This is a genomic window from Eupransor demetentiae, from assembly GCF_963930865.1.
Taxonomy (GTDB): Bacteria; Bacillota; Bacilli; order Lactobacillales; family Lactobacillaceae; genus Eupransor; species Eupransor demetentiae.
Map to the genome: position 1 here is coordinate 1 of NZ_CAWVOH010000003.1, position 23,179 is coordinate 23,179.

The window sequence follows — 23,179 nt, forward strand, 5'->3', positions numbered from 1 at the left end:
TGGGCCATTAGCTCAGTTGGTTAGAGCGCTGTGTTGATAACGCAGAGGTCCCAGGTTCGAGTCCTGGATGGCCCATAGGTGGGGGAGTGCAAGCTCCTCCTTTTTTGTGTCCTAAAATAAATTACTTGCCTTTTCTCAATGCATGGCATAAGATATAGGCAAGAGCTTATCATAAGTAGGTCATCAAAGAGAGATTGCGGTGCTGTAAGTAATCACGACTGAAACTCCAATAAGTCACGCTTAACAGGTAATGCTGTTCGGTTATCACCGTTACCGATAAATGAGAGCTGCCAATGGCAGAATCTGGGTGGTACCACGGAATGCGTTTTTCGTCCCTGTGTCTTAGTCAATAAGACCGGGCGAGAAACGTTTTTTGTTTGTATAAAGGAGAAATTAAATGTTAGATATGAAGTACCTTCGTAAGAATACGGAAGAAGCACGTCGTCGCTTGCAAGAACGCTATGTTGAACCTGAAAAACTCGATGAATTACTTAAGTTGGATGAAGATCGTCGTACGATTATTTCCGAAGTTGAAGGTTTGAAGGCTCAACGTAACGAAGTTTCTGACAAAATTGCTTTTGCAAAGCGCCAAAAGGAAGATGCTTCTGATGCCATTGCTGAAATGCAAAAGGTTGGGGCAAAGATTAAGGAATTGGATGCTAAGCAAGCTGAACTGGACGCCAAGGTTCAAGAACTTGCTGCGCATATGCCTAATTTGGCCGCAGCTGACGTACCGGTTGGTCCCGATGAAGATGCCAATGTCGAACAGCGCAAGTGGGCGCCCAAGGATTATGGAACTCGTCCTCATGCTCTAGAAAAGCAGCCGGATTGGATTAAGCCTCACTGGGAAATCGGTGAAAATCTTGGTATCTTGGATTTTGAGCGTGGTGCCAAAGTCTCAGGTGCTCGTTTCCTTTACTACATTGGTGATGGCGCTCGTTTGGAACGTGCTGTCTACAACTTCATGTTGGACGAACACCGCAAAGAAGGCTACACGGAAATGATTACGCCAATCGTTGTTAATGATTCGGCGATGTATGGAACGGGACAGTATCCAAAGTTCCAAGATGATGCTTACCGTGTCGAAGGTTTGGATCAGACCTATATTCCAACTGCCGAAGTACCTTTAACGAACTACTTCTCAGGGGAAACGATTCCGGCGGAAGATTTGCCAATTAAGTTTACGGCTTTGTCACCATCATTTCGTAAGGAAGCCGGTGCAGCCGGACGTGACACGCGTGGTTTGATTCGTTTGCACCAGTTCAACAAGGTGGAAATGGTTAAGTTTACCAAGCCTGAACAATCATATGACGAATTGGAAAAGATGACGGCCAACGCCGAAAACATCCTTCAAAAGTTGGAGATTCCTTACCACGTCATCATGCTTTCAACCGGGGACATGGGCTTCTCAGCCGCAAAGACTTATGATGTCGAAGTTTGGTTGCCAGCTCAAAACGTTTACCGTGAAATTTCATCATGTTCAAATACCGAGGATTTCCAGGCCCGTCGTATGCACATCACTTACCGTGATGATGAGGGTAAGTTGCAGTTGGTTAACACCTTGAATGGATCTGGTTTGGCTGTCGGACGTACCGTTGCAGCTATCTTGGAAAACTATCAAAACGAAGATGGTTCCGTGACGATTCCTGAAGTTTTGCGCCCTTACATGGGTGGCGAAGAAAAGTTGCAAGCAACCCCACACTTCTAAAGAATAAAAGCTTGAGAATCTATATTTTTCAAGCTTTTTTTGATATAATTACAATTAGTTTACTGTAAAAAAATTGAGTGAAATTATTTTGAAGGGAGTGCCTCTACCGTAAGGTTTAGGCATTATACACAGCATGGCTAATCCAGTTCGTAAATTACTTGATAATTCGAAGCGACAACTTAAAAAAATTGATAAAATTGCTGACCAAGTCGAGAGCTATGCCGATACCATGTCGGTTATGTCTGACGAGGCCCTACAAGCAAAAACTGCAGAATTTAAGCAACGTATTAAAGAAGCAACAGCTAACTCTAAGGATAAGGAAGCTGAACTTAAGGACTTGAACAAGATCTTGAGTGACATTCTTCCAGAAGCTTTCGCGGTTTCTCGTGAAGCGGCTAAGCGTGTTTTGGGCTTGTACCCCTTCCACGTTCAGATCATGGGTGCCATCGTCTTGAACGAAGGTAATTTGGCTGAAATGAAGACTGGTGAAGGTAAGACTTTGACGGCCACGATGGCGGTTTACCTAAACGCCTTGGCTGGTCGCGGCGTGCACGTTGTCACGGTTAACGATTACTTGTCAAAGCGAGATGCTGAACAAATGGGTCAGCTTTATAACTGGCTTGGTTTGACGGTCGGTGTTAACGTTGGTGACGATTCACCAGAAGATAAGCGCGCTGCTTATGACGCCGATATCACTTATTCAACCAACTTCAACATTGGTTTCGATTACCTTCGCGATAACATGGTTACCCGTGCTGAAGACCGTGTCATGCAACGTGGCCTGAACTTTGCCCTAATCGATGAAGCGGATTCAATTTTGATTGATACGGCTCGTACGCCTTTGATTATTTCTGGACCTGGGTCAGGAATTTCACCACTGTACGAACAAGCCGACCGTTTTGTTAAGACTTTGACTCGCGATGACGATTACAAGGTCGACGAAGAAGCCAAGAACACGACTTTGACTAGTGAAGGGATTAAGAATGCGGAAGTGTTCTTCAACCTTGATAACCTTTACGATGCTGAAAACACTGCTTTGACTCACCACATTGATCAAGCTTTGCGCGCCAACTTTAACTACTTGCGCGATAAGGATTATGTGGTCCAAGATGGTGAAATCAAGTTAATCGACCAGTCAACTGGTCGTATTTCTGACGGAACTCGTCTTTCAGATGGTTTGCACCAAGCCATTGAAGCTAAGGAAGGCGTAGAAATCCGCGAAGAAAACAAGTCGATGGCTCAGATCACTTACCAGAACCTCTTCCGTATGTACAAGAAGTTGTCTGGTATGACTGGTACCGCCAAGACCGAAGAAGAAGAATTGCGTGAAATCTACAACATGGATGTTGTTCAGATTCCTACTAACAAGCCGGTTCTTCGTGTTGATGAAGCCGACGTTTTGTACCCATCGTTGGAGTCAAAGTACAACGCCGTGATTAAAGAAGTTACGGAATTACATGCCAAGGGACAGCCAGTCCTTTTGGGTACTGGTTCTGTTGAATCATCTGAATTGGTTTCTAAGCTTTTGACGGCTCACCACATTCCACATAATGTTTTGAACGCCAAGAACAACGAAAAGGAAGCCGAAATTATCGCCAACGCTGGTCAGCGTGGGGCCGTTACGGTTGCCACCAACATGGCTGGTCGTGGAACCGATATCAAATTGGGACCGGGCGTTAACGAATTAGGCGGTTTGGCCGTGATTGCGACGGAGCGTCACGAATCACGTCGTATTGATAATCAGTTGCGTGGACGTGCTGGACGTCAGGGAGACAACGGTTTCTCAAAGTTCTTCTTGTCCTTGCAAGATGATTTGATGATTCGTTTCGGTGCCGAACGTGTTCGTATGCTCTTGCAACGCATGAACATGGACGAAGAAGACACTGTGATTACTTCGCGTTGGATTACTCGTTCTGTTGAATCAGCACAAAAGCGTGTTGAAGGTAACAACTACGATACTCGTAAGAATGTCTTGCAATACGATGATGTTGTTCGTGAACAGCGTGAATTGATTTACCGCGAACGTGATGAAGTTTTGGATGAAAAGAAGTCCTTGGATGAAGTTTTGATGCCAATGGTTAAGCGCACAATCGACCGTGTCGTTGACGCCCAGACTGAAGAAACTGATCCAGCCAAGTGGCATTTGGATGAAATCACGAACTTCGTTGACAATGCTTTGTCAGTTGGAAGCAATGGTATGGTTCGTTTGCAGAACATGTCCCGTCAAGAAATGAAGGACAAGCTCTTCAGCGTGGCTCAGCAGAGCTTCAACGAAAAGAAGAAGGTTTTGAACGAAGACGACCAAATGTTGGCTTTCGAACGAATCGTTATCTTGCGTGCTGTTGACCAACACTGGACGGATCACATTGATTCACTTGACCGTTTGCGTCAAGGTGTTGGTTTGCGTGGTTATGGTCAGTTGAACCCATTGATTGAATACCAAAACGAAGCATTTGCAAACTTTAATAAGATGATTGAAGATATTGAGTATGATGCGACTCGGACATTTATGAAGTCTGAAATCCGTCAACGAATTGCTTAATAGAAGTTAGGCGAACCGCGTGTTCGCTTTTCTTTTGAGAAAGGAACCAGATGGATCAAGTTGATGTTAAGCATAGCCTTGAAGAAATGCAGGAGAACATTGACCGTTTTCGCGGATCTCTTGACCTCGAGGCGTTAACTGAAGAAATCGCTGATTATGAAAACCAAATGACTGAACCGGCCTTTTGGGATGATCACGAACACGCTCAAGAAATTATTGACGCCAACAACGTTTTGAAAAAGCGTCGTGACTCATTTTTGAACGTGGTTGGTCAGGTAGAAGACTTGCAAGTTTTGGCAGAAATGTATGCTGAAGATCCTGAGGATACGGATACCGCCACAGAATTAGAAGAAGGAATTGCCAAGGCCAAGAAGGACATTGAAGCCTATAACTTGGAGCAATTGTTGACGGGTGAATACGATGCCAACAATGCTATCTTGGAAATTCACCCCGGATCTGGTGGAACGGAATCAACGGATTGGGGCGAAAAGCTCTACCGGATGTATACGCGTTGGGCCCAGCAGCACGATTTCCAAATCGATGTTTTGGATTACAACCCGGGCGATGAAGCCGGAATTGATTCGGCTGCTATTAAGGTGACGGGGCACAATGCCTACGGCTTCTTGCGTAGTGAAAAGGGTGTGCACCGTTTTGTGCGTATTTCACCTTTTGATTCGGCTGGCCGTCGACACACTTCTTTCGTTTCGGTTGATGTCATGCCTGAATTAGATGACTCAATCGAAGTCGATGTGCGTCCTGAAGATATCAAGATGGACGTCTTTCGTTCCGGTGGAGCCGGGGGACAGAACGTCAACAAGGTTTCGACCGGTGTGCGTTTGACCCACGTTCCAACTGGAATTGTCGTGGCTTCAACGGTTGACCGTACGCAGTATGGTAACCGTGATTACGCCATGCGCCTTTTGAAATCAAAGCTCTACCAGCGTGAATTGGAAAAGAAGGAAGCTGAACGTGCTGCCATTGCGGGCGAAAAGCTTGAAAACGGTTGGGGTTCACAAATCCGTTCTTACGTTTTGCACCCTTATCAAATGGTGAAGGATCACCGTACTGGCTACGAAACGAACCAGCCACAAGATGTCTTGGACGGGGACTTGGATCCCTTTATCAACGCCTATCTGCAGTGGCAACTTTCACTTAAAAATCCTGACTAAAAAAGTCGAAACTTAGTTTCGACTTTTTCTGCTTTTTTAGATATTTCTATAAAAGCGTTAATTGCGTTATAATGTATATCAATCTTTCAGCTTTTCCTGCCGAACGTAAGGAGGCTTATATGGAAAATAGTTACACGAACGCTGCACAAAACGTCTTGGTCCTTGCTCAAGAGCAAGCCAAGTATTTCAAGCACCAAGCGGTTGGAACCGAACACCTTCTTTTGGCTTTGGCCATCGAAAAGAACGGTATTGCCAGCCAAGTGCTTTCACAATTTGATATTCAGGCCGATGATATCAAGGCCGAAATTGAACATTTTACTGGCTATGGTATGACGGATTCTTACGAAGCCGGGCTCTACCTACCATATTCACCCAAGGCTGGGGAAATTTTGCGTCAGGCCCAGGAGCAAGCCCATTTGTTAGGACAAAGCGACACTGGGACTGAGCATATTTTACTTGCCCTCTTGCAAGATTCAAGTATCCTTTCATCGCGGATTCTTGCTGCCTTGGATGGCAACTTGAAGGAAATGAATCGTGCTATTTTGCGTAAGCTGGGCATCACCGACCTTCGTAAGCAAATGAAGCAACAGCGTGATAAGGCACCGCAAGGAACACCAACGCTGGATAAGTTGTCACGTGATTTGACTCATTTGGCAAAAGAAAAAGGTTTGGATCCAGTTATTGGGCGTGACGAAGAAGTTCGCCGCGTCATCCAAATCCTGTCTCGTCGCACGAAGAACAATCCGGTCTTGGTCGGGGAACCCGGTGTTGGTAAGACAGCGATTGCCGAAGGTCTTGCACAAAAAATTGTCTTGGGCCAAGTACCAGATAATCTGAAGCAAAAGCGTTTGATGGCCCTTGATATGGGTTCACTTGTTGCGGGAACAAAGTACCGTGGCGAGTTTGAAAACCGCTTGAAGCAGGTGATTGAAGAAATCGAAAAAGATGGGCAAGTTATTGTTTTTGTTGACGAATTGCACACCTTGATTGGCGCTGGTGGTGCCGAAGGGGCCATCGATGCCGCCAACATTTTGAAGCCTGCCTTAGCTCGTGGTGAGCTGCAAATGCTTGGGGCAACTACTTTCGATGAATACCAGCAGTACATCGAATCCGATGCTGCTTTGGAACGTCGTTTTGCTCAAGTAACCGTTAAGGAACCTTCAGTCGAAGAAGCCATCCAAATTCTGCAGGGCCTACGTCCTAGTTTTGAAAAGTACCACCAGGTACGGATTTCAGACGAAGCCATTGATGCGGCTGTTAAACTATCATCTCGTTATATTACGGGTCGTTTTTTGCCGGATAAAGCCATCGATTTGATGGATGAAGCTGCAGCTAAGGTGCGTATTGATGCCGTTGACTCAAAGACGCCATTGATGAAAAATCAAGCGCGCTTGGTTGAAGTCCAAAAGCAAAAGGATGATGCCATTACGGCCCTTAAGTTCGAGGAAGCCGCTCAGTATCGTCAAGAAGAGATGGACCTTCGCAAGAAGATTGACCGTTCATTGGCTCGTAAGCAAAAGGCAGCAGAAAAGGGTGAACAGTACCGCTTGCAAGTGCAAACAGAAAATATCGCCCAGGTTGTTTCCCAGCAAACTGGCGTGCCTTTAACCCAGTTGGAACGCAACGAAAAGCAGCGCTTGGTTAACTTGGAAAAGGTTTTGGGCGACCGCGTGGTTGGTCAACCCAAAGCAGTTTCTGCAGTTGCTAAGGCCATCCGCCGTGCCCGTTCTGGATTAAAAGATCCTAACCGTCCAATCGGTTCCTTCATGTTCTTGGGGCCCACTGGCGTTGGTAAGACTGAATTGGCGAAGGCTTTAGCTGAAACCATGTTTGGTAGTGAAGATAACTTGATTCGTGTCGACATGTCCGAATTCCAGGAAAGTTACTCCGCCAGTCGTTTGATTGGTTCGGCACCGGGCTACGTTGGCTATGACCAGGGTGGACAGTTGACCGAACAGGTCCGCAACCATCCTTACTCCGTTGTTTTGCTTGATGAAGTGGAAAAGGCCCATCGCGACATCTTCAATTTGATGTTGCAGGTCTTTGATGATGGTTATCTCAGTGATTCAAAGGGTCGTAAGGTTGATTTCCGTAATACGGTTATCATCATGACTTCAAACTTGGGTGCTACCCGTTTGCGCGATGAAAAGTCAGTTGGTTTTGGTGCTGTTGATTTGTCAACGGACCACAAGGCTATGGCGGCTAAGATGCGTGAAACCTTGAAGGAAAGCTTCCGTCCAGAATTTATTAACCGTTTGGACGAAATCGTTGTCTTCAATTCTCTTGACCGCCCAGAACTTCACCAAATCGTGAAGTTGATGAGCCGTCGTGTTCTCCAACGTTTGGCTGAACAAGGCGTGAAGGTCAAGATGACACCTGCCGCTGTTGATGCCATCGCTAAGGCTGGTTTTGATCCTGAATACGGGGCTCGTCCAATTCGTCGAGTTCTTCAGTCACAGGTGGAAGATCAACTTTCAGAAAGCTTGCTTTCCGGTGAGATCATGGTTGGCGACACCGTTACAATTGGTGCTAAGCAAGGTAAAATCAAACTATCGGTTAAAAAAGCAGTTACTGCGTAATCTAAACAGGCTTCGGCCTGTTTTTTATTGGCATAAATAACTACAAAAATATCCTAAAGTTAAAAAGGGGATGAAGGGGATGGCTGGTCGTTTCGAAAGATAAATGTAAATTAAGGCCGAACAGGCTGCTGCCAGTGTCGCTGACGCAAACTGGACCACTGTTCCCAAACCGAGGAGCAGGAGGACGGGCAAATCGCCAGCGCCCAGAGCTTTTCGGACATAAATAAAGTAAAGTGAAAGGCAGAAAATACCCAGCACTAGCAGAGGTTCGAATTGCGACCAATTATGCCAGGCCTGCCAGAAGAAGAGGGCCCATAATGGCCAGATGTCAACCTCCCCATTTTGCCAATCCTGGTAAGAGGCTAACAATAGAACAAAGGCGGTCAAGAGGCCCGAACTATCCGTCCCGAGACAGTAAGCCAAGAGAAAGCCGGACAACTCCCAATAAAAATAACGCCAGCCGTATTTTGTCCGGCAAAAGAAACAACGTCCTCGAAGTATTAAAGCTGATAAAATAGGGATTAGTTGCCATGCACGCAAAACCCGTCCGCAGTGAAAACAGTGTGATCGCTTGGCCTTTGAATAGGTGCCGCACCCCTGGCGATCAAGCCGACAAAGGCCAGCTGAAATTAAAATGGTAAAAATCGAAGCAATCAATATTTTTGTCATACTTAATTAGACGAAATTGCCAGACATTTGTCACAAAATTCCTGGGTAAAAGCGCTTGACACCGGCCCAGAATCTGCTATTATATTTGACGTGCTTTTAAGTAATCTGTTTTGTGACTCGGTCACAGAGTGCTGAACGGCGCTGTAAAGGCAATTCACAGCAGATTTCAGGTGAGCACTTTTGTTTAATCGACAAAATGGCACACCTGGAACTGTGTAAAAACAACAATTAAGGAGATCGTAGGATGCCTACAATTAACCAATTGGTTCGTAAGTCACGTAAGTCTCAAGCTACTAAGTCTAACTCACCTGCCTTGAACTTCGGCTACAACTCAATGAAGAAGAAGACGACAAAGAATGTTGCCCCACAAAAGCGTGGCGTTGCAACTCGTGTCGGAACGATGACCCCTAAGAAGCCTAACTCAGCTTTGCGTAAGTACGCCCGTGTGCGTCTTTCAAACTTGTTTGAAGTTACTGCTTATATCCCAGGTATCGGTCACAACTTGCAAGAACACTCGGTTGTTTTGATCCGTGGTGGTCGTGTTAAGGATTTGCCTGGTGTTCGTTACCACATTATCCGTGGTGCATTGGATACTGCTGGTGTTGATGGCCGTATGACTTCCCGTTCAAAGTACGGAACTAAGGCCCCTAAGAAGTAAGAAGGAGAAACTGACTCATGCCACGTAAAGGTTATACTAAGCGTCAGGAAGTTTTGCCTGACCCAATTTACAATTCAAAGTTGGTATCCCGCTTGATCAACAAGTTGATGGTTGATGGTAAGCGTGGAACCGCTTCTACTATCTTGTACGATGCTTTCGATCGTATCAAGGAAGCTACTGGTAACGAACCATTGGAAGTTTTCCAACAAGCAATGGAAAACATCATGCCTGTATTGGAAGTTAAGGCCCGCCGTGTTGGTGGTTCTAACTACCAGGTGCCAATCGAAGTTCGCCCTGACCGTCGTACTACTCTTGGTTTGCGTTGGTTGGTTAACTATGCTCGTTTGCGTAACGAACACACAATGGACGAACGTCTTGCTAAGGAAATCATGGATGCTGCTAACGATACTGGTGCATCTGTTAAGAAGCGCGAAGATACGCACAAGATGGCTGAAGCCAACCGTGCCTTCGCTCACTACCGTTGGTAAGATGACCAAGGTCGCTTAAGACCAAGGTTTGTCCACTATATAACCATAATTAAAAAAGCGCACAATTACTGTGTCGCTTTTTGTTGCAAATAGAAGAAAATCAGGAGAAACTCACAAATGGCAAAACGTGAATACCCGCTTGATCATACTCGTAATATTGGTATCATGGCCCACATCGATGCCGGTAAGACGACGACCACGGAACGTATCTTGTACTATACAGGAAAGATTCACAAGATTGGTGAAACCCACGATGGTGCTTCACAAATGGATTTCATGGACCAGGAAAAGGAACGTGGAATCACGATCCAGTCTGCCGCTACTACTGCGGTTTGGCGTGGATTCTTTGACCAATACGAAAACGACCCATACCGTGTCAACATCATTGATACCCCAGGTCACGTGGACTTTACTATCGAAGTTGAACGTGCCCTCCGTGTTTTGGATGGTGCCGTAGCCGTATTGGATGGTGCCGCTGGGGTTGAACCTCAGACCGAAACTGTTTGGCACCAAGCTACTACTTACAACGTTCCCCGTATTGTTTTCGTTAACAAGATGGATAAGTTGGGTGCCGACTTTGAAATGTCAGTTAACTCAATCCACGATCGTTTGCAGGTTAACTCAGAAGCTATCCAATGGCCAATTGGTGCCGAAGATGACTTCGCCGCTCTTATCGACTTGGTTGGCATGAAGGCCTACTACCCTGATGATGAATTGGGAACTAAGTGGGAAGAACGTGAAATCCCTGAAGATTACAAGGAATTGTCAGCTAAGAAGCGCGAAACTTTGATTGAAGCCGTTGCTGATGTTGATGAAGACTTGATGAACAAGTACCTTGAAGGGGAAGAAATTTCAAAGGACGAATTGAAGGCTGCGATCCGTCGCGCTACTTTGAACCTTGAATTTTACCCAGTTCTTGCAGGTTCTGCCTACAAGGATAAGGGTGTTCAGATGGTCCTTGATGCGGTCGTTGACTACTTGCCAGGACCTTTGGAAGTGCGCCCATACGTTGCCACTGATCCAAAGACTGATGAAGAAGTTGACTTGGTTGCCGATGACTCAAAGCCATTTGCTGCCTTGGCCTTCAAGATCATGACTGATCCTTTCGTTGGTCGTTTGACCTTCATGCGTGTGTACACTGGTACTTTGAAGTCTGGTTCATACGTACAAAACACTTCTTCAGATACTCGTGAACGTGTTGGTCGTTTGCTACAAATGCACGCCACTTCACGTACTGAAATCGAAGAAGTCTTCTCTGGTGATATCGCCGCTGCCATCGGTTTGAAGAACACTACTACTGGTGATTCTTTGACTGCCGTTGACCACCCACTTGTTCTGGAATCAATGGAATTCCCAGAACCAGTTATCGAATTGGCCATCGAACCTAAGACTAAGGCTGATCAAGATAAGTTGGCTACTGCTTTGCAGAAGCTTGCTGAAGAAGATCCTTCATTCCGTGCAACGACTAACCAGGAAACTGGTGATACTTTGATTGCCGGAATGGGTGAATTGCAGTTGGACATCATGGTTGATCGTATGAAGCGTGAATTCAACGTTGAAGCCCAAGTTGGTGCCCCTCAAGTTGCTTACCGTGAAGCCTTCACGAAGACTGTTCAAGCTCGTGGATTCTTCAAGCGTCAGTCTGGTGGTAAGGGACAGTATGGTGATGTTTGGATCGAATTCTCACCAAACGAAGAAGGAGCAGGCTTCGAATTCGAAGACGCCATCGTCGGTGGTGTTGTTCCTCGTGAATACATTCCATCAGTTGAAGCTGGTTTGAAGGAAGCTATGCAAGCTGGCCCATTGGCTGGTTTCCCATTGGTTGACTTGAAGGCCAAGTTGTACGATGGTTCTTACCACGATGTCGATTCTTCTGAAGCTGCCTTTAAGATTGCCGCTTCATTGGCTTTGAAGGAAGCTGCTAAGACTGCCGGTGCCGTTATTTTGGAACCAATCATGGCTGTCGACATTGTTGTTCCTGAAGAAAACTTGGGTGATGTTATGGGACACGTCTCAGCTCGCCGTGGTTTGATTGAAGGACAAGAAAACCGTGGACCTGTTTTGGCCGTTAAGGCTCAGGTGCCATTGTCAGAAATGTTCGGTTATGCAACGACTTTGCGTTCAGCTACGCAAGGACGTGGAACTTTCCAGATGGTCTTCGACCACTACCAGGCAGTTCCAAAGAACGTTCAAGAAGAAATCATCAAGGAACACGGCTCAGAAGCTTAATTCCGATTTCTTTAAAAAGCACTGCGAAAGCAGTGCTTTTTTGCTGCAATAAATTAAACGAAAAGGCCGACATTTGTTGTAAAATGGAAAGCATTGAATAGCTTGAGGTAATGAATGTGACTGCTAAAGAAACACCAATAATTGAGTTTAAGGGCGTGGATTTGTCCTTTGGCGATACCCATGTCTTGGACCACATTGATTTAGAAATTGATGCTGGGAAATTTTATACTTTGCTAGGCCCATCTGGCTCTGGAAAATCAACCATCTTGAAGCTGATTTCTGGTCAGTTGACGGCCGATTCAGGCGACATCCTTTTTGAAGGCCAACGAATTAACAATATGCCAGCCGAAAAGCGCCGAGTCAACACGGTTTTCCAGAATTACGCGCTTTTTCCCAACATGAATGTCTTCGATAATGTGGCGTTTGGTCCTAAGTTAAAGGGCTGGCCTAAAGCCAAAATTAAAGCGCAAGTCGAACACATGCTCGACTTGGTGAAGTTGGGGGCTTATGCCAATCGTGAAATTTCGGAACTCTCTGGTGGCCAACAGCAGCGAGTGGCCATCGCCCGCGCCTTAGCCAATGATCCGGAAGTGCTTTTGCTTGACGAACCATTGTCCGCCCTGGACTACAAGTTGCGTAAGGCTATGCAGCACGAGTTGCGCCAAATTCAAAAAGAACTGGGCATCACCTTTATCTTTATCACGCACGATCAGGAAGAAGCGCTGGCCATGTCGGATTGGATTTTCGTCATGAATGACGGTGTTATCCAGCAAAACGGCACGCCGGAAGATATTTACGACGAGCCAATTAATCACTTTGTTGCGGACTTCATCGGCGAAAGTAACATCATCAAGGGCATTATGAAGAGCGATTATGTCGTGCACTTCGATGGTAAGGATTTCGAAAATGTTGATGCCGGCATGCGCCCGAATGAACGCGTTGAAGTTGTTTTGCGTCCGGAAGACCTTGACCTTACGACGGTTGAACAGGGGAAGTTGGTTGTCACAATTGAAGATCAGTCCTTCCGTGGTGATTTTTATGAAATTGCGGCCATCGATGATGATGGTAACCACTGGCAAATTCAGGTTACGAACCCCGGCAAAATCGGAGAACGTGTTGGCCTGACATTTGATCCGGAAGATATCCATATCATGCGTTACGACGAATCAGAAGATGACTTTGATGCTCGCTTGGACAGTTACGACGATGAAGGTGACCACAATGCGGACTAAGGGACAATTTTCGCAAGGGCTTCTCTACGCAACCTACGGTTTCTGGTTGCTCTTCTTCGTCATGGCACCGTTGGCGCTTTTGCTTTGGCAATCATTGATGAGTATCGATGGGCATTTCACACTGTCCAATTATGCCACCTTCTTTACTTCGGGCACTTACCTAACGATGGCCTTCAATTCGGTTTTTTATGCCGCTTTGATTACCTTGGCAACGCTTTTGATTTCCTACCCAACGGCCTATCTGATTAACCAGCTCAAGTACAAACAATTCTGGCTCTTGCTGGTGATTTTGCCAACTTGGATTAACCTCTTGCTTAAGACTTATGCCTTTATTGGTTTGCTGGGGCACAACGGCATCATTAACCAGGGTTTGGCGATTTTTAACATTGCCCCCAAGCAGCTGCTCTTTTCGGATTGGTCCTTTATGCTGGTTGCGGCCTACATCGAAATTCCCTTTATGATTTTGCCAATTTACAATGCCTTGGCTGAGATTGATCCCGTTTTGTCGGCGGCTAGTCAGGATTTGGGTGCTTCCCGCTGGCAAACTTTGCGCCGGGTCATTTGGCCGCTATCGATGCCGGGTGTAAAGTCGGGCGTTCAAGCCGTCTTCATTCCCAGTCTTTCCCTCTTCATGATTACTCGCTTGATTGGTGGAAACCGGGTGATTACGTTGGGAACAGCCATTGAAGAACATTTCCTCGTGACGCAGAACTGGCAGTTTGGTGCTACTATCGGGATGGTCCTCATCCTAGCGATGGTAATTACCATGCTGCTAACGCGTGAAAAGTAAGGAGGTTAGAATGAAAAAATTTAATAGTGCTAACCTCTATCTCTGGGCGGTCTTTATTCTGCTCTACTTCCCAATCATTTACTTGGTCGTCTACTCCTTTAATGCTGGTGACAGCATGCAGGGCTGGCAGGGCTTTTCCTGGGTGCATTACCAGGAACTCTTCGAAGATAGTCACATCTTGGTCGTTTTCCTGGATACCCTGATTTTGGCTTTGTCTTCAGCCTTGATTGCGACGATTGTCGGTACGATGGGGGCTTTGCTGATTACAAACCAGCGCAAGACGATTGTTAAAAACGTTTTGCTATCCCTCAACAACGTCCTCTTGGTTTCACCGGACGTTATTATCGGGGCATCGTTTTTGATTCTTTTCACTATGATTGGGTTTTCACTGGGCTTTGTGTCTGTCTTACTGGCCCACGTTGCTTTTTCAATTCCGATTGTGGTCTTGATGGTCCTACCGCGCCTGCGAGAAATCGGTTCAACGCTGGTACCCGCTGCTCAAGATCTCGGTGCAAACGGCTGGCAGGTCCTTAGCCGAGTGATTTTGCCGGTTATTTCCCCGGGAATTATGGCGGGCTTCTTCATGGCTTTTACCTACTCGCTAGATGACTTTGCGGTTACCTTCTTTGTTACTGGAAACGGCTTTACCACTTTGGCAGTGGAAATTTATTCCCGTGCCCGCCAAGGGGTTAGCCTTGAAATCAACGCGCTATCAGCTTTGATGTTCGCCATTTCGCTGGTTCTGGTCTTGGTTTATTATGTGATTTCTTCTCGGCCAGCAAATCGCAAGATTGCTAAGAAGGCCGACATGCTTGTACCAAAGGAGCATGGCTAATGAAAAAGATTTTAATTGCTGCGACAAGTCTGCTGGTTATCATTGCTGCGCTTTTTGCTTTTCGGACTTCCTTGAACTGGTCCAGTGACCAGGGGCAAAAGGATGGTAAGATCTTAAACCTTTATAACTGGGGAGATTACATCGATCCCGAGCTTTTGACGAAGTTTACCAAGGAAACCGGTTATCAGGTTAACTATCTAACCTTTGACTCCAACGAAGCGATGTACACGAAAATCAAGCAGGGTGGGACCTCCTACGATTTGACGGTTCCATCGGACTACACGGTCCAAAAGATGATTAAGAACAACTTGGTCGAACCCTTGGATAAGAGCCGTTTGACGGGGATGTCCAACTATGACGCCAACTTCTTAAACCGTTCCTTTGATCCAGGGAACCGCTATTCTGTTCCATATTTCTGGGGAACGCTTGGCATTCTCTACAATAGTAAAAAAATTCAAGCTAGCCAGGTCAGCCACTGGGACGACCTCTGGTCGCCAAACTTGCGCAAACAAATCATGTTGGTTGATTCAGCCCGTGACATCATGGGGATGACCCTGATTTCGCAGGGTAAGTCCGTCAATGACACCTCCCAAAGCGACCTAGCTGCTGCGCAAGGGAAGTTAACTTCTTTGATGCCAAACGTGAAGGCCATTGTTGCTGATGAATTGAAGATGTACATGATTCAGGGCGAAGCCAACGTTGGCGTCACATATTCCGGTGAAGCGGCGCAGGCCATGGCTAAAAATAAGGATTTGCGTTACTTGGTACCGTCTGAAGGATCCAACGAATGGTTCGATAACTTGGTTATTCCAAAGAATGCCAAGCACAAGGCCGCTGCCTATGCTTTTATCAACTTTATGAGCAAGCCAGAAAATGCTGCCCAAAATGCGAACTACATCGGTTATGCCACACCAAACAAAAAGGCTTACCAGTTATTGCCAGCTGATGTTCGAAATAATCAGGCCTTTTATCCAAAGCAAAAGGTCTTGAATCACTTGCAGGTTTACAATAATTTGAATCAAAAAGAAACAGAAGAATATAATGATGCCTTTTTGGCTTTCAAAATGACTCGTCGATAAGACCAAGAAAAAGCCTAAAAACCCTTGCTATGCAAGGGTTTTTTTGATAATATAATCAGGTACGCCTTTCGAGGGGATGGGTTAATAACCCTCCGAAAGACTGGTGTATCAATGTTTAGCGATGATGATTAAGGTTGCGACACGCGCGGCCGCGTTGCCATGGGCGCGCAAACACAACATGTGTTGTCGGTTTTTGATCGGAGTTAGCTGATTTACAAAATCAACGAGGAGGCACAAAATGGCACAAAAGAAGATCCGTATCCGTTTGAAGGCATACGAACACCGCATCTTGGACCAATCAGCAGATAAGATTGTTGAAACGGCCAAGCGTACGGGCGCAGAAATTGCAGGTCCAATTCCTTTGCCAACTGAACGCACACTTTATACAGTGTTGAGTTCACCACACAAGTACAAGGATGCCCGCGAGCAATTCGAAATGCGCACGCACAAGCGTTTGATCGACATTGTGAACCCAACTGACAAGACTGTTGACGCATTGCGTAAGCTTGAATTGCCAGCTGGTGTTGCAATTGAAATCAAGTTGTAATTAAAAATACTAACTCGCTAAGTTTTAGCGACAAATGAAGGAGAATAGTCATGACTAAAGGTATCTTAGGCCGCAAAGTCGGTATGACTCAGGTTTTCACAGAATCTGGCGAATTGATTGCCGTGACTGCTGTTGAAGCTACTCCAAACGTTGTTTTGCAAGTTAAGACTGCTGCAACTGATGGATACAACGCTCTTCAACTCGGTTACCAAGACAAGCGCGAAGTTTTGTCAAACAAACCTGAACAAGGTCACGTTGCGAAAGCAAAGACGGCCCCTAAGCGCTACATTCGTGAAGTCCGTGATGCGGAAGGCGAATTTAACGTAGGGGACAAGATTGCTGTGGACACGTTCCAAGCAGGCGATTACGTTGATGTAACTGGTATCACGAAGGGACACGGTTTCCAAGGTGCTATTAAGAAGCTTGGACAATCACGTGGACCTATGACGCACGGTTCTCGTTACCACCGTCGTCCTGGATCAATGGGAGCTATCATTAACCGAGTATTCCCCGGTAAGCTCTTGCCAGGTCGCATGGGTAACAACAAGCGTACTATGCAAAACATCGCCGTTGTTCACGTTGATGTAGAAAATAACTTGATCTTGCTTAAGGGTAACGTCCCTGGCGCAAACAAGTCATTGTTGACAATCAAGTCAACTGTTAAGACGAACGCAAAGCACCCTGAAATCAAGATGGCCGGCGCAAAGCCAGCTGCTGAATCAGAAGAAGCTTAATATTAATAGAAAGGAGAACAATCAATCATGACGAAAGTTGCTGTACTTAAGCAAGATGGTAGCAAGTCTGCTGACATCGATTTGAACGATGCAGTCTTTGCCATCGAACCAAACAACGCCGTTATTACTGACGCCGTTTTGATGCAACGTGCTTCAATGCGCCAAGGTACTCACGCCGTTAAGAACCGTTCAGCGGTTTCTGGTGGTGGTAAGAAGCCATGGAAGCAAAAGGGAACTGGTCGTGCCCGTCAAGGTTCAATCCGTTCACCACAATGGCGTGGCGGTGGAATCGTCTTCGGACCTACTCCACGTTCATACGCTTACCGTATTAACCGTAAGGCTTACCAATTGGCATTGCGCTCTGCATTGTCACAAAAGGTTGCGGACGGTAAGTTGATCCTTGTTGACGCTTTGTCATTTGACAAGCCAAAGACACAGGACTTCAAGAAGATTTTGGGTAACCTTTCAGTTGACTCAAAGGCTTTGATTATCGTTGACGAAAACAACGAAAACGCAATCCGTTCTGCTCGCAACTTGGACAACGTTCAAGTTATGGATGTTAAGGGATTGAACGTGCTTGACGTAGTCAATGCCGATCAGCTGGTGGTTGTTCAATCAGCAATCGAAGAAATCCAAGGAGGTCTTGCCTAATGGATGCACGCGATATTATCCGTCGCCCAATCATCACCGAAGCTTCAATGGCGCAAACTGAAAACAAGCGTTATGTCTTCGAAGTTGATACTCGGGCCACTAAGCCGGAAATCAAAAAAGCAATCGAAAAGATCTTTGATGTACAAGTTGCTGGTTTAAACACTGCAAACGTACGTGGTAAGAAGAAGCGTCAAGGACGTTACGTTGGCTACACTCGTAAGATGAAGAAGGCCACTGTTACTCTTGCCCAAGATTCAAAAGATATTCAAATCTTTAACGAAGGTTAATTAATAATAGGAGGATAAGACATTGGCTATCAAGAAATACAAGCCAACCTCGAACGGACGTCGTAACATGACTTCTTCTGATTTCGCTGAAATCACGAAGTCAACGCCCGAAAAGAGCTTGTTGGCTAAGAAGTCAAAGACTGGTGCCCGTAACTCAGCCGGTCACATGACTGTTCGTCACCATGGTGGTGGACATAAGCAAGCCTACCGTATTATTGACTTCAAGCGTATGAAGGACGATAAGACGGCTACTGTTAAGGCAATCGAGTACGATCCAAACCGTACTGCTAACATCGCTTTGTTGGTATATGAAGATGGTGTTAAGGCTTACATCTTGGCGCCTAAGGGACTTAAGGTTGGCGATAAGGTTCAATCTGGTCCTGATGCCGACATCAAGGTCGGTAATGCCTTGCCATTGAGTGCTATTCCTGAAGGTACTTTGATTCACAACATTGAATTGAAGAACGGTAAGGGTGGCCAATTGGCACGTTCAGCCGGCGCTTCAGCCCAGATCCTTGGACGTGATGGTAAGTACACTATCGTACGTTTGACTTCTGGCGAAGTTCGTTTGGTACTTAGCGCTAACCGCGCCACAATTGGTGAAGTGGGTAACTCAGAACACTCATTGATCAATTGGGGTAAGGCTGGTCGTAACCGTTGGCGTGGAAAGCGTCCACACGTTCGTGGTTCTGTAATGAACCCTAACGATCACCCACACGGTGGTGGAGAAGGAAAGGCCCCAGTTGGTCGTCCAAGTCCATTGTCACCATGGGGTAAGAAGACTGTTGGTAAGAAGACTCGCGATAAGAAGAAGGCTTCAACGAAGTTTATCATCCGCGGTCGTAAGAAGAGTAAGTAAGGGAAAGGAGACGAATAATGGCTCGTAGTTTGAAAAAGGGACCATTTGCGGACCCACACTTGCTTAAGAAGATTGAAGCGCAAGCTGACAGCGAAAAGAAGTCAGTGATCAAGACTTGGTCACGCCGCTCAACCATCTTCCCAAGTTTTATTGGATATACCATCGCTGTTTATGATGGACGCAAGCACGTTCCAGTTTATGTTCAAGACGATATGGTTGGACATAAGTTGGGTGAATTTGTGCCAACTCGTACGTTCAAGGGTCACAAGACCGACGACAAAAAGACGGCAAAGTAAGGAGGAAATGAAAAATGGCTGAACAAGTTACATCAGCTCGCGCGACTGCCAAGATCGTTCGCGTAGCCCCTCGTAAGGCTCGCTTAGTTCTTGACACTATCCGCCGCAAGAATGTTAACGAAGCATACGCAATTTTGAAGTTCCTACCTAATACTTCGACTGAAGATATTTACAAGGTTTTGAACTCAGCAGTTGCAAATGCTGAAAACAATTTTTCACTTGATCGTGAAGATCTAATCGTAAAAGAAGCTTATGCCAACGAAGGACCAACGCTTAAGCGTTTCCGTCCTCGTGCAAAGGGATCTGCTTCACCAATTAACAAGCGCACTAGCCACATCACGATTGTGGTTGCTGAGAAGGAGGAAAAGTAATGGGTCAAAAGATTAACCCTACTGGCTTCCGTGTCGGCGTTATTCGCGACTGGGATGCCAAGTGGTTCGCTGACAAGGCTGATTTTTCTAACCAACTTCTCGAAGATTTGCGTATTCGTAAGTTTATCGAAAAGAACTTAGCAGATGCGTCAGTTGACCGCGTTGAAATCGAACGTAGCACTAAGTCACGTATTGATCTTGTCATTCACACTGCCAAGCCTGGTATGGTGATTGGTAAGGGTGGTTCAGAAGTTGAAAAGCTTCGTACCCAATTGTCAAAGTTGACTGATAAGGATGACCGTGGCCGCTCAAAGCGCGTGTTCATCAACATCGTTGAAATTAAGAAGCCTGATTTGTCTGCCCACCTAGTTGGTATGCAAGTTGCAGGTGATTTGGAACGCCGTATTGCCTTCCGTCGTGCAATGCGTGGTGCTATGCAACGCGCCCGCCGTGCCGGTGCTAAGGGAATCAAGGTTATGGTTTCTGGTCGTTTGAACGGGGCAGATATGTCACGTGTTGAACAGTACACTGAAGGAACTGTTCCGTTGCACACATTGCGTGCTGATATCGATTACTCATGGGATGAAGCTAAGACTGCCTATGGTAACTTGGGTATCAAGACTTGGATCTACCGCGGTGATGTGTTGCCAAAGAAGAAGAACAAGTAAGGAGGGAAGCAAACATGTTAGTACCAAAGCGTGTTAAGTTCCGTCGTGTCCACCGTGGTAAGATGCGTGGCGAAGCCAAAGGTGGTAAGACGGTAGCGTTCGGTGATTACGGCTTGCAAGCAGTGACTTCAAGCTGGATTACTAACCGCCAAATTGAAGCTGCCCGTATCGCAATGACCCGTTATATGAAGCGTGGTGGTAAGGTTTGGATCAAAATCTTCCCTCACAAGTCATATACTTCTAAGGGTGTCGGTGTTCGAATGGGTAACGGTAAGGGTGCTCCCGAAGGTTGGGTAGCCCCAGTTAAGCGTGGTAAGGTAATGTTCGAAGTTGGTGGCGTGGCTAAGCCTGTTGCCCTTGAAGCATTGCGTCTTGCCTCAAACAAGTTGCCTGTTAAGACGAAGATTATTGCTCGGGAGGCTGAATAATGGCGAAAGCAAATGAATTAAAAGCTTTGTCACTTGCGGATTTGCAAAAGCGCGAAGCCGAATTCAAGGAAGAATTATTCAACCTTCGTTTCCAATTGGCTACTGGTCAATTAGAAAACACGGCCCGCATTTCAAAAGTTCGTAAGGACATTGCACGAGTTAAGACTGTAATTCGTGCGCAACAGTTGGCAGAAGCTAACAAATAAGACGAAAGGAAGAAGCTGAAAAATGAGTGAAGAACGTAATGCTCGTAAGGTTTTGCGTGGACGCGTTGTTTCAGATAAGATGGATAAGACTATTACGGTCGCAATCGAAACTTATGTGAACCACCCCGTTTATGGAAAGCGAGTTCGCTACACGAAGAAGTTCAAGGCCCATGATGAAAAGAACGTTGCCAAGCAAGGTGACCTTGTCGAAATCATGGAAACCCGCGCTTTGTCTGCAACTAAGCACTTCCGTTTGGTAAAGGTTGTTGAAGAGGCTGTTATTCTTTAATCGCTAACCAACCATTCGTCGTAATTAATTGCTTACAAGGAGGATGAACCATGATTCAACAAGAGAGTCGTTTGAAAGTGGCTGATAACTCTGGCGCACGTGAGATCTTGACGATTAAAGTGCTCGGTGGTTCTGGCCGTAAGTTTGCTGGTATCGGTGACATGATTGTTGCTACTGTTAAGCAAGCTATTCCTGGTGGTAACGTTAAGAAGGGTGATGTTGTGAAGGCTGTTATCGTACGTACGGTATCAGACGTTCGTCGTGCAGACGGTTCATACATCAACTTTGATGAAAACGCTGCTGTTATCGTTAAGGATGACAAGTCACCAGTTGGTACGCGTATCTTTGGTCCTGTTGCTCGTGAATTGCGTGACAACAACTACATGCGTATCGTTTCATTAGCACCAGAAGTGCTCTAATACTGACAAGGAGGAGCCTATCATGTTTGTAAAAACAGGTGATAAGGTTCGCGTCATTGCTGGTAAGGACAAGGGAAAGGAAGGAACGGTTACTAAGACTGTTGCTGCCAAGGACCGTGTTGTTGTCGAAGGCGTGAACATCGTTAAGAAGCATCAAAAGCCTTCTAACGAATATCCACAGGGTGGTGTTATCGATGTCGAAGCACCTATCCATGTATCAAACGTGCAATTGCTTGACCCTTCAAACAACCAACCTACTCGTGTTGGTTTCAAGATTGAAGACGGCAAGAAGGTACGTGTTTCAAAGAAGTCTGGTAAGGAACTAGGCTAATTTCTGAAAGGTAGAAATCATTATCATGGCAACTGAATTAAAAGAACAATATGTTAATGAAGTTCAACCTGCTCTAATCAAGAAGTTTGATTACAAGTCATCAATGCAAGCCCCAAAGATCGAAAAGATCGTTTTGAACATGGGTGTTGGTGATGCCGTATCAAACTCAAAGAACTTAGATGAAGCGGTTGAAGAATTGAAGTTGATTGCTGGTCAACAGCCAGTTATCACTCGTGCAAAGAAGTCAATCGCCGGATTCCGTTTGCGTGAAGGTATGGCAATTGGAACTAAGGTAACTTTGCGTGGGGATCGTATGTATGACTTCTTGGAAAAGTTGATCAACATCGCCCTTCCACGTGTTCGTGATTTCCACGGTGTATCATCAAAGGCCTTCGATGGTCGTGGTAACTACACTTTGGGTATCCGCGAACAATTGATTTTCCCTGAAATCGATTTCGATCAGGTTAACCGCGTACGTGGTTTGGACATCGTTATTGTAACGACTGCCAACACTGATGAAGAAGGTCGCGAATTGTTGACACTCTTCGGAATGCCATTTACAAAGTAATCAATTTAAAAATGTTGTCGCTCATATGAGTGACACGTTTTTAACTGTTAAGGACTTCGGTCACTAACAGTTAAGAGCGTGTCATGTTTTTTCATGAATACGTTCAAAATAAAAAGGAGGATATCGATAGATGTCTATGACTGATCCAATTGCTGATTTGTTGACTCGTATCCGTAACGCCAACTTGGCGCGTAAGGATTCAGTTGAGATTCCAGCATCAAAAATTAAGAAGAGCATCGCCGAAATCTTGAAGCAAGAAGGTTTCATCCGCGATGTCGAATACCAAGATGATAACAAGCAAGGTGTTATCCGCGTATTTTTGAAGTACGGGGAAGATCGCTCACGCGTTATCACTGGTATTAAGCGTGTTTCAAAGCCAGGTTTGCGTAAGTATGCCAAGGCCGAAGATATGCCAAAGGTATTGAACGGTTTGGGTATCGCAATCGTGTCAACTTCTCAGGGTGTTATCACTGATAAGGACGCACGTTCTAAGCAAGTCGGCGGCGAAGTGCTGGCTTACGTTTGGTAATATATCTAAGAAAGGAGA

General features: G+C 45.8%; 27 protein-coding genes, 1 tRNA gene and 1 pseudogene. 27 read left to right on the forward strand and 2 right to left on the reverse strand.

The features are described from left to right. Position 1 precedes the first annotated feature (1 nt). The 5 genes from ABSY64_RS06200 to ABSY64_RS06220 all read left to right on the forward strand — a co-directional run bounded on the left by ABSY64_RS06200 (position 2) and on the right by ABSY64_RS06220 (position 7,998). Positions 2–75, forward strand: a tRNA-Ile gene (locus tag ABSY64_RS06200). 322 nt (positions 76–397) lie between these two features. Continuing rightward, entirely contained in the window at positions 398–1,708 is a 1,311-nt protein-coding gene (gene serS, locus ABSY64_RS06205) for a serine--tRNA ligase (protein WP_349642222.1), read from the forward strand. 133 nt (positions 1,709–1,841) lie between these two features. After that, positions 1,842–4,250, forward strand: a complete 2,409-nt coding sequence (secA, locus tag ABSY64_RS06210) for a preprotein translocase subunit SecA (RefSeq protein ID WP_349642223.1) — start codon at positions 1,842–1,844, stop codon at positions 4,248–4,250. 50 nt (positions 4,251–4,300) lie between these two features. Next, the gene (prfB, locus tag ABSY64_RS06215) at positions 4,301–5,419 is read left to right on the forward strand and encodes a peptide chain release factor 2 (RefSeq protein WP_349642224.1); all 1,119 of its coding nucleotides are present in this window, start codon (positions 4,301–4,303) and stop codon (positions 5,417–5,419) included. 119 nt (positions 5,420–5,538) lie between these two features. Next, on the forward strand, positions 5,539–7,998 hold the full coding sequence (locus tag ABSY64_RS06220; RefSeq protein WP_349642225.1) for an ATP-dependent Clp protease ATP-binding subunit: 2,460 nt from the start codon (positions 5,539–5,541) through the stop codon (positions 7,996–7,998). A 24-nt stretch (positions 7,999–8,022) separates the two neighbouring features. Here the strand turns inward: ABSY64_RS06220 and ABSY64_RS06225 are convergent, their stop codons facing one another. Continuing rightward, complete coding sequence (locus ABSY64_RS06225; protein WP_349642226.1) at positions 8,023–8,421, reverse strand: hypothetical protein; 399 nt, start codon at positions 8,419–8,421, stop codon at positions 8,023–8,025. Between the two features lie 3 nt (positions 8,422–8,424). Then, a pseudogene (locus tag ABSY64_RS07615) lies at positions 8,425–8,667 on the reverse strand (prepilin peptidase); the annotation flags it as partial. Positions 8,668–8,911: 244 nt separating this feature from the next. Between ABSY64_RS07615 and rpsL the strand changes: the two are divergent. The 22 genes from rpsL to rpsH all read left to right on the forward strand — a co-directional run bounded on the left by rpsL (position 8,912) and on the right by rpsH (position 23,161). Beyond that, complete coding sequence (gene rpsL, locus ABSY64_RS06230) at positions 8,912–9,325, forward strand: 30S ribosomal protein S12 (protein WP_349642227.1); 414 nt, start codon at positions 8,912–8,914, stop codon at positions 9,323–9,325. Between the two features lie 17 nt (positions 9,326–9,342). Continuing rightward, a complete protein-coding gene (gene rpsG / locus ABSY64_RS06235; protein ID WP_349642228.1) occupies positions 9,343–9,813 on the forward strand; it encodes a 30S ribosomal protein S7 in 471 nt (156 codons plus the stop codon). A gap of 117 nt (positions 9,814–9,930) precedes the next feature. Next, positions 9,931–12,042 (forward strand): elongation factor G, encoded by a 2,112-nt coding sequence (gene fusA / locus ABSY64_RS06240; protein ID WP_349642229.1) that lies wholly within the window; start codon positions 9,931–9,933, stop codon positions 12,040–12,042. A gap of 116 nt (positions 12,043–12,158) precedes the next feature. Beyond that, complete coding sequence (locus tag ABSY64_RS06245) at positions 12,159–13,274, forward strand: ABC transporter ATP-binding protein (protein ID WP_349642230.1); 1,116 nt, start codon at positions 12,159–12,161, stop codon at positions 13,272–13,274. Then, positions 13,264–14,064: an ABC transporter permease gene (locus tag ABSY64_RS06250; protein ID WP_349642341.1), complete on the forward strand. Its 801-nt coding sequence runs from the start codon at positions 13,264–13,266 to the stop codon at positions 14,062–14,064. Before ABSY64_RS06245 ends, ABSY64_RS06250 begins: the two co-directional genes overlap by 11 nt. Positions 14,065–14,074: 10 nt before the next feature. Continuing rightward, entirely contained in the window at positions 14,075–14,899 is an 825-nt protein-coding gene (locus ABSY64_RS06255) for an ABC transporter permease (RefSeq protein ID WP_349642231.1), read from the forward strand. Beyond that, entirely contained in the window at positions 14,899–15,978 is a 1,080-nt protein-coding gene (locus ABSY64_RS06260) for an ABC transporter substrate-binding protein (RefSeq protein ID WP_349642232.1), read from the forward strand. The genes ABSY64_RS06255 and ABSY64_RS06260 overlap by 1 nt, the downstream gene beginning before the upstream one ends. Before the next feature lie 238 nt (positions 15,979–16,216). Then, positions 16,217–16,525 (forward strand): 30S ribosomal protein S10, encoded by a 309-nt coding sequence (gene rpsJ / locus ABSY64_RS06265; protein WP_349642233.1) that lies wholly within the window; start codon positions 16,217–16,219, stop codon positions 16,523–16,525. Between the two features lie 50 nt (positions 16,526–16,575). Further along, on the forward strand, positions 16,576–17,259 hold the full coding sequence (gene rplC, locus ABSY64_RS06270) for a 50S ribosomal protein L3 (protein ID WP_349642234.1): 684 nt from the start codon (positions 16,576–16,578) through the stop codon (positions 17,257–17,259). Positions 17,260–17,286: 27 nt separating this feature from the next. Next, the gene (rplD, locus tag ABSY64_RS06275; RefSeq protein WP_349642235.1) at positions 17,287–17,910 is read left to right on the forward strand and encodes a 50S ribosomal protein L4; all 624 of its coding nucleotides are present in this window, start codon (positions 17,287–17,289) and stop codon (positions 17,908–17,910) included. Further along, on the forward strand, positions 17,910–18,197 hold the full coding sequence (gene rplW, locus ABSY64_RS06280; protein ID WP_349642236.1) for a 50S ribosomal protein L23: 288 nt from the start codon (positions 17,910–17,912) through the stop codon (positions 18,195–18,197). Before rplD ends, rplW begins: the two co-directional genes overlap by 1 nt. A gap of 22 nt (positions 18,198–18,219) precedes the next feature. Next, a complete protein-coding gene (gene rplB, locus ABSY64_RS06285) occupies positions 18,220–19,056 on the forward strand; it encodes a 50S ribosomal protein L2 (RefSeq protein WP_349642237.1) in 837 nt (278 codons plus the stop codon). A gap of 17 nt (positions 19,057–19,073) precedes the next feature. Beyond that, the gene (rpsS, locus tag ABSY64_RS06290; protein WP_349642238.1) at positions 19,074–19,352 is read left to right on the forward strand and encodes a 30S ribosomal protein S19; all 279 of its coding nucleotides are present in this window, start codon (positions 19,074–19,076) and stop codon (positions 19,350–19,352) included. Between the two features lie 14 nt (positions 19,353–19,366). Next, positions 19,367–19,723 carry a 50S ribosomal protein L22 gene (gene rplV, locus ABSY64_RS06295; protein WP_349642239.1) on the forward strand — a complete coding sequence of 119 codons (357 nt, stop codon included), beginning with the start codon at positions 19,367–19,369 and terminating at the stop codon, positions 19,721–19,723. Continuing rightward, the gene (rpsC, locus tag ABSY64_RS06300; protein ID WP_349642240.1) at positions 19,723–20,391 is read left to right on the forward strand and encodes a 30S ribosomal protein S3; all 669 of its coding nucleotides are present in this window, start codon (positions 19,723–19,725) and stop codon (positions 20,389–20,391) included. Before rplV ends, rpsC begins: the two co-directional genes overlap by 1 nt. Positions 20,392–20,405: 14 nt before the next feature. Next, on the forward strand, positions 20,406–20,819 hold the full coding sequence (rplP, locus tag ABSY64_RS06305; RefSeq protein ID WP_349642241.1) for a 50S ribosomal protein L16: 414 nt from the start codon (positions 20,406–20,408) through the stop codon (positions 20,817–20,819). Then, complete coding sequence (gene rpmC / locus ABSY64_RS06310) at positions 20,819–21,025, forward strand: 50S ribosomal protein L29 (RefSeq protein WP_010691189.1); 207 nt, start codon at positions 20,819–20,821, stop codon at positions 21,023–21,025. The genes rplP and rpmC overlap by 1 nt, the downstream gene beginning before the upstream one ends. 22 nt (positions 21,026–21,047) lie before the next feature. Next, complete coding sequence (rpsQ, locus tag ABSY64_RS06315) at positions 21,048–21,314, forward strand: 30S ribosomal protein S17 (protein WP_349642242.1); 267 nt, start codon at positions 21,048–21,050, stop codon at positions 21,312–21,314. Positions 21,315–21,364: 50 nt separating this feature from the next. Further along, on the forward strand, positions 21,365–21,733 hold the full coding sequence (gene rplN, locus ABSY64_RS06320; protein ID WP_349642243.1) for a 50S ribosomal protein L14: 369 nt from the start codon (positions 21,365–21,367) through the stop codon (positions 21,731–21,733). Between the two features lie 22 nt (positions 21,734–21,755). Further along, entirely contained in the window at positions 21,756–22,064 is a 309-nt protein-coding gene (gene rplX, locus ABSY64_RS06325) for a 50S ribosomal protein L24 (protein ID WP_349642244.1), read from the forward strand. Positions 22,065–22,089: 25 nt separating this feature from the next. After that, complete coding sequence (gene rplE, locus ABSY64_RS06330; protein ID WP_349642245.1) at positions 22,090–22,632, forward strand: 50S ribosomal protein L5; 543 nt, start codon at positions 22,090–22,092, stop codon at positions 22,630–22,632. Between the two features lie 130 nt (positions 22,633–22,762). Beyond that, positions 22,763–23,161, forward strand: a complete 399-nt coding sequence (gene rpsH, locus ABSY64_RS06335; protein ID WP_349642246.1) for a 30S ribosomal protein S8 — start codon at positions 22,763–22,765, stop codon at positions 23,159–23,161. The last annotated feature ends 18 nt before the right edge of the window (positions 23,162–23,179 follow it).

What these genes read in the sequence shown, in the direction of transcription:
- rpsG (WP_349642228.1), top strand. Translation starts at nt 9,343, where the DNA reads ATGCCACGTAAAGGTTATACTAAGCGTCAGGAAGTTTTGCCTGACCCA.
- rpsH (WP_349642246.1), top strand. Translation starts at nt 22,763, where the DNA reads ATGTCTATGACTGATCCAATTGCTGATTTGTTGACTCGTATCCGTAAC.
- rpsQ (WP_349642242.1), top strand. Translation starts at nt 21,048, where the DNA reads ATGAGTGAAGAACGTAATGCTCGTAAGGTTTTGCGTGGACGCGTTGTT.
- fusA (WP_349642229.1), top strand. Translation starts at nt 9,931, where the DNA reads ATGGCAAAACGTGAATACCCGCTTGATCATACTCGTAATATTGGTATC.
- ABSY64_RS06220 (WP_349642225.1), top strand. Translation starts at nt 5,539, where the DNA reads ATGGAAAATAGTTACACGAACGCTGCACAAAACGTCTTGGTCCTTGCT.
- rplE (WP_349642245.1), top strand. Translation starts at nt 22,090, where the DNA reads ATGGCAACTGAATTAAAAGAACAATATGTTAATGAAGTTCAACCTGCT.
- prfB (WP_349642224.1), top strand. Translation starts at nt 4,301, where the DNA reads ATGGATCAAGTTGATGTTAAGCATAGCCTTGAAGAAATGCAGGAGAAC.
- ABSY64_RS06255 (WP_349642231.1), top strand. Translation starts at nt 14,075, where the DNA reads ATGAAAAAATTTAATAGTGCTAACCTCTATCTCTGGGCGGTCTTTATT.
- rplD (WP_349642235.1), top strand. Translation starts at nt 17,287, where the DNA reads ATGACGAAAGTTGCTGTACTTAAGCAAGATGGTAGCAAGTCTGCTGAC.
- rpsJ (WP_349642233.1), top strand. Translation starts at nt 16,217, where the DNA reads ATGGCACAAAAGAAGATCCGTATCCGTTTGAAGGCATACGAACACCGC.
- ABSY64_RS06250 (WP_349642341.1), top strand. Translation starts at nt 13,264, where the DNA reads ATGCGGACTAAGGGACAATTTTCGCAAGGGCTTCTCTACGCAACCTAC.
- rpsL (WP_349642227.1), top strand. Translation starts at nt 8,912, where the DNA reads ATGCCTACAATTAACCAATTGGTTCGTAAGTCACGTAAGTCTCAAGCT.
- rplC (WP_349642234.1), top strand. Translation starts at nt 16,576, where the DNA reads ATGACTAAAGGTATCTTAGGCCGCAAAGTCGGTATGACTCAGGTTTTC.
- secA (WP_349642223.1), top strand. Translation starts at nt 1,842, where the DNA reads ATGGCTAATCCAGTTCGTAAATTACTTGATAATTCGAAGCGACAACTT.
- rplW (WP_349642236.1), top strand. Translation starts at nt 17,910, where the DNA reads ATGGATGCACGCGATATTATCCGTCGCCCAATCATCACCGAAGCTTCA.
- rplP (WP_349642241.1), top strand. Translation starts at nt 20,406, where the DNA reads ATGTTAGTACCAAAGCGTGTTAAGTTCCGTCGTGTCCACCGTGGTAAG.
- rpsS (WP_349642238.1), top strand. Translation starts at nt 19,074, where the DNA reads ATGGCTCGTAGTTTGAAAAAGGGACCATTTGCGGACCCACACTTGCTT.
- rplN (WP_349642243.1), top strand. Translation starts at nt 21,365, where the DNA reads ATGATTCAACAAGAGAGTCGTTTGAAAGTGGCTGATAACTCTGGCGCA.
- rplV (WP_349642239.1), top strand. Translation starts at nt 19,367, where the DNA reads ATGGCTGAACAAGTTACATCAGCTCGCGCGACTGCCAAGATCGTTCGC.
- serS (WP_349642222.1), top strand. Translation starts at nt 398, where the DNA reads ATGTTAGATATGAAGTACCTTCGTAAGAATACGGAAGAAGCACGTCGT.
- rplX (WP_349642244.1), top strand. Translation starts at nt 21,756, where the DNA reads ATGTTTGTAAAAACAGGTGATAAGGTTCGCGTCATTGCTGGTAAGGAC.
- rpsC (WP_349642240.1), top strand. Translation starts at nt 19,723, where the DNA reads ATGGGTCAAAAGATTAACCCTACTGGCTTCCGTGTCGGCGTTATTCGC.
- rpmC (WP_010691189.1), top strand. Translation starts at nt 20,819, where the DNA reads ATGGCGAAAGCAAATGAATTAAAAGCTTTGTCACTTGCGGATTTGCAA.
- ABSY64_RS06260 (WP_349642232.1), top strand. Translation starts at nt 14,899, where the DNA reads ATGAAAAAGATTTTAATTGCTGCGACAAGTCTGCTGGTTATCATTGCT.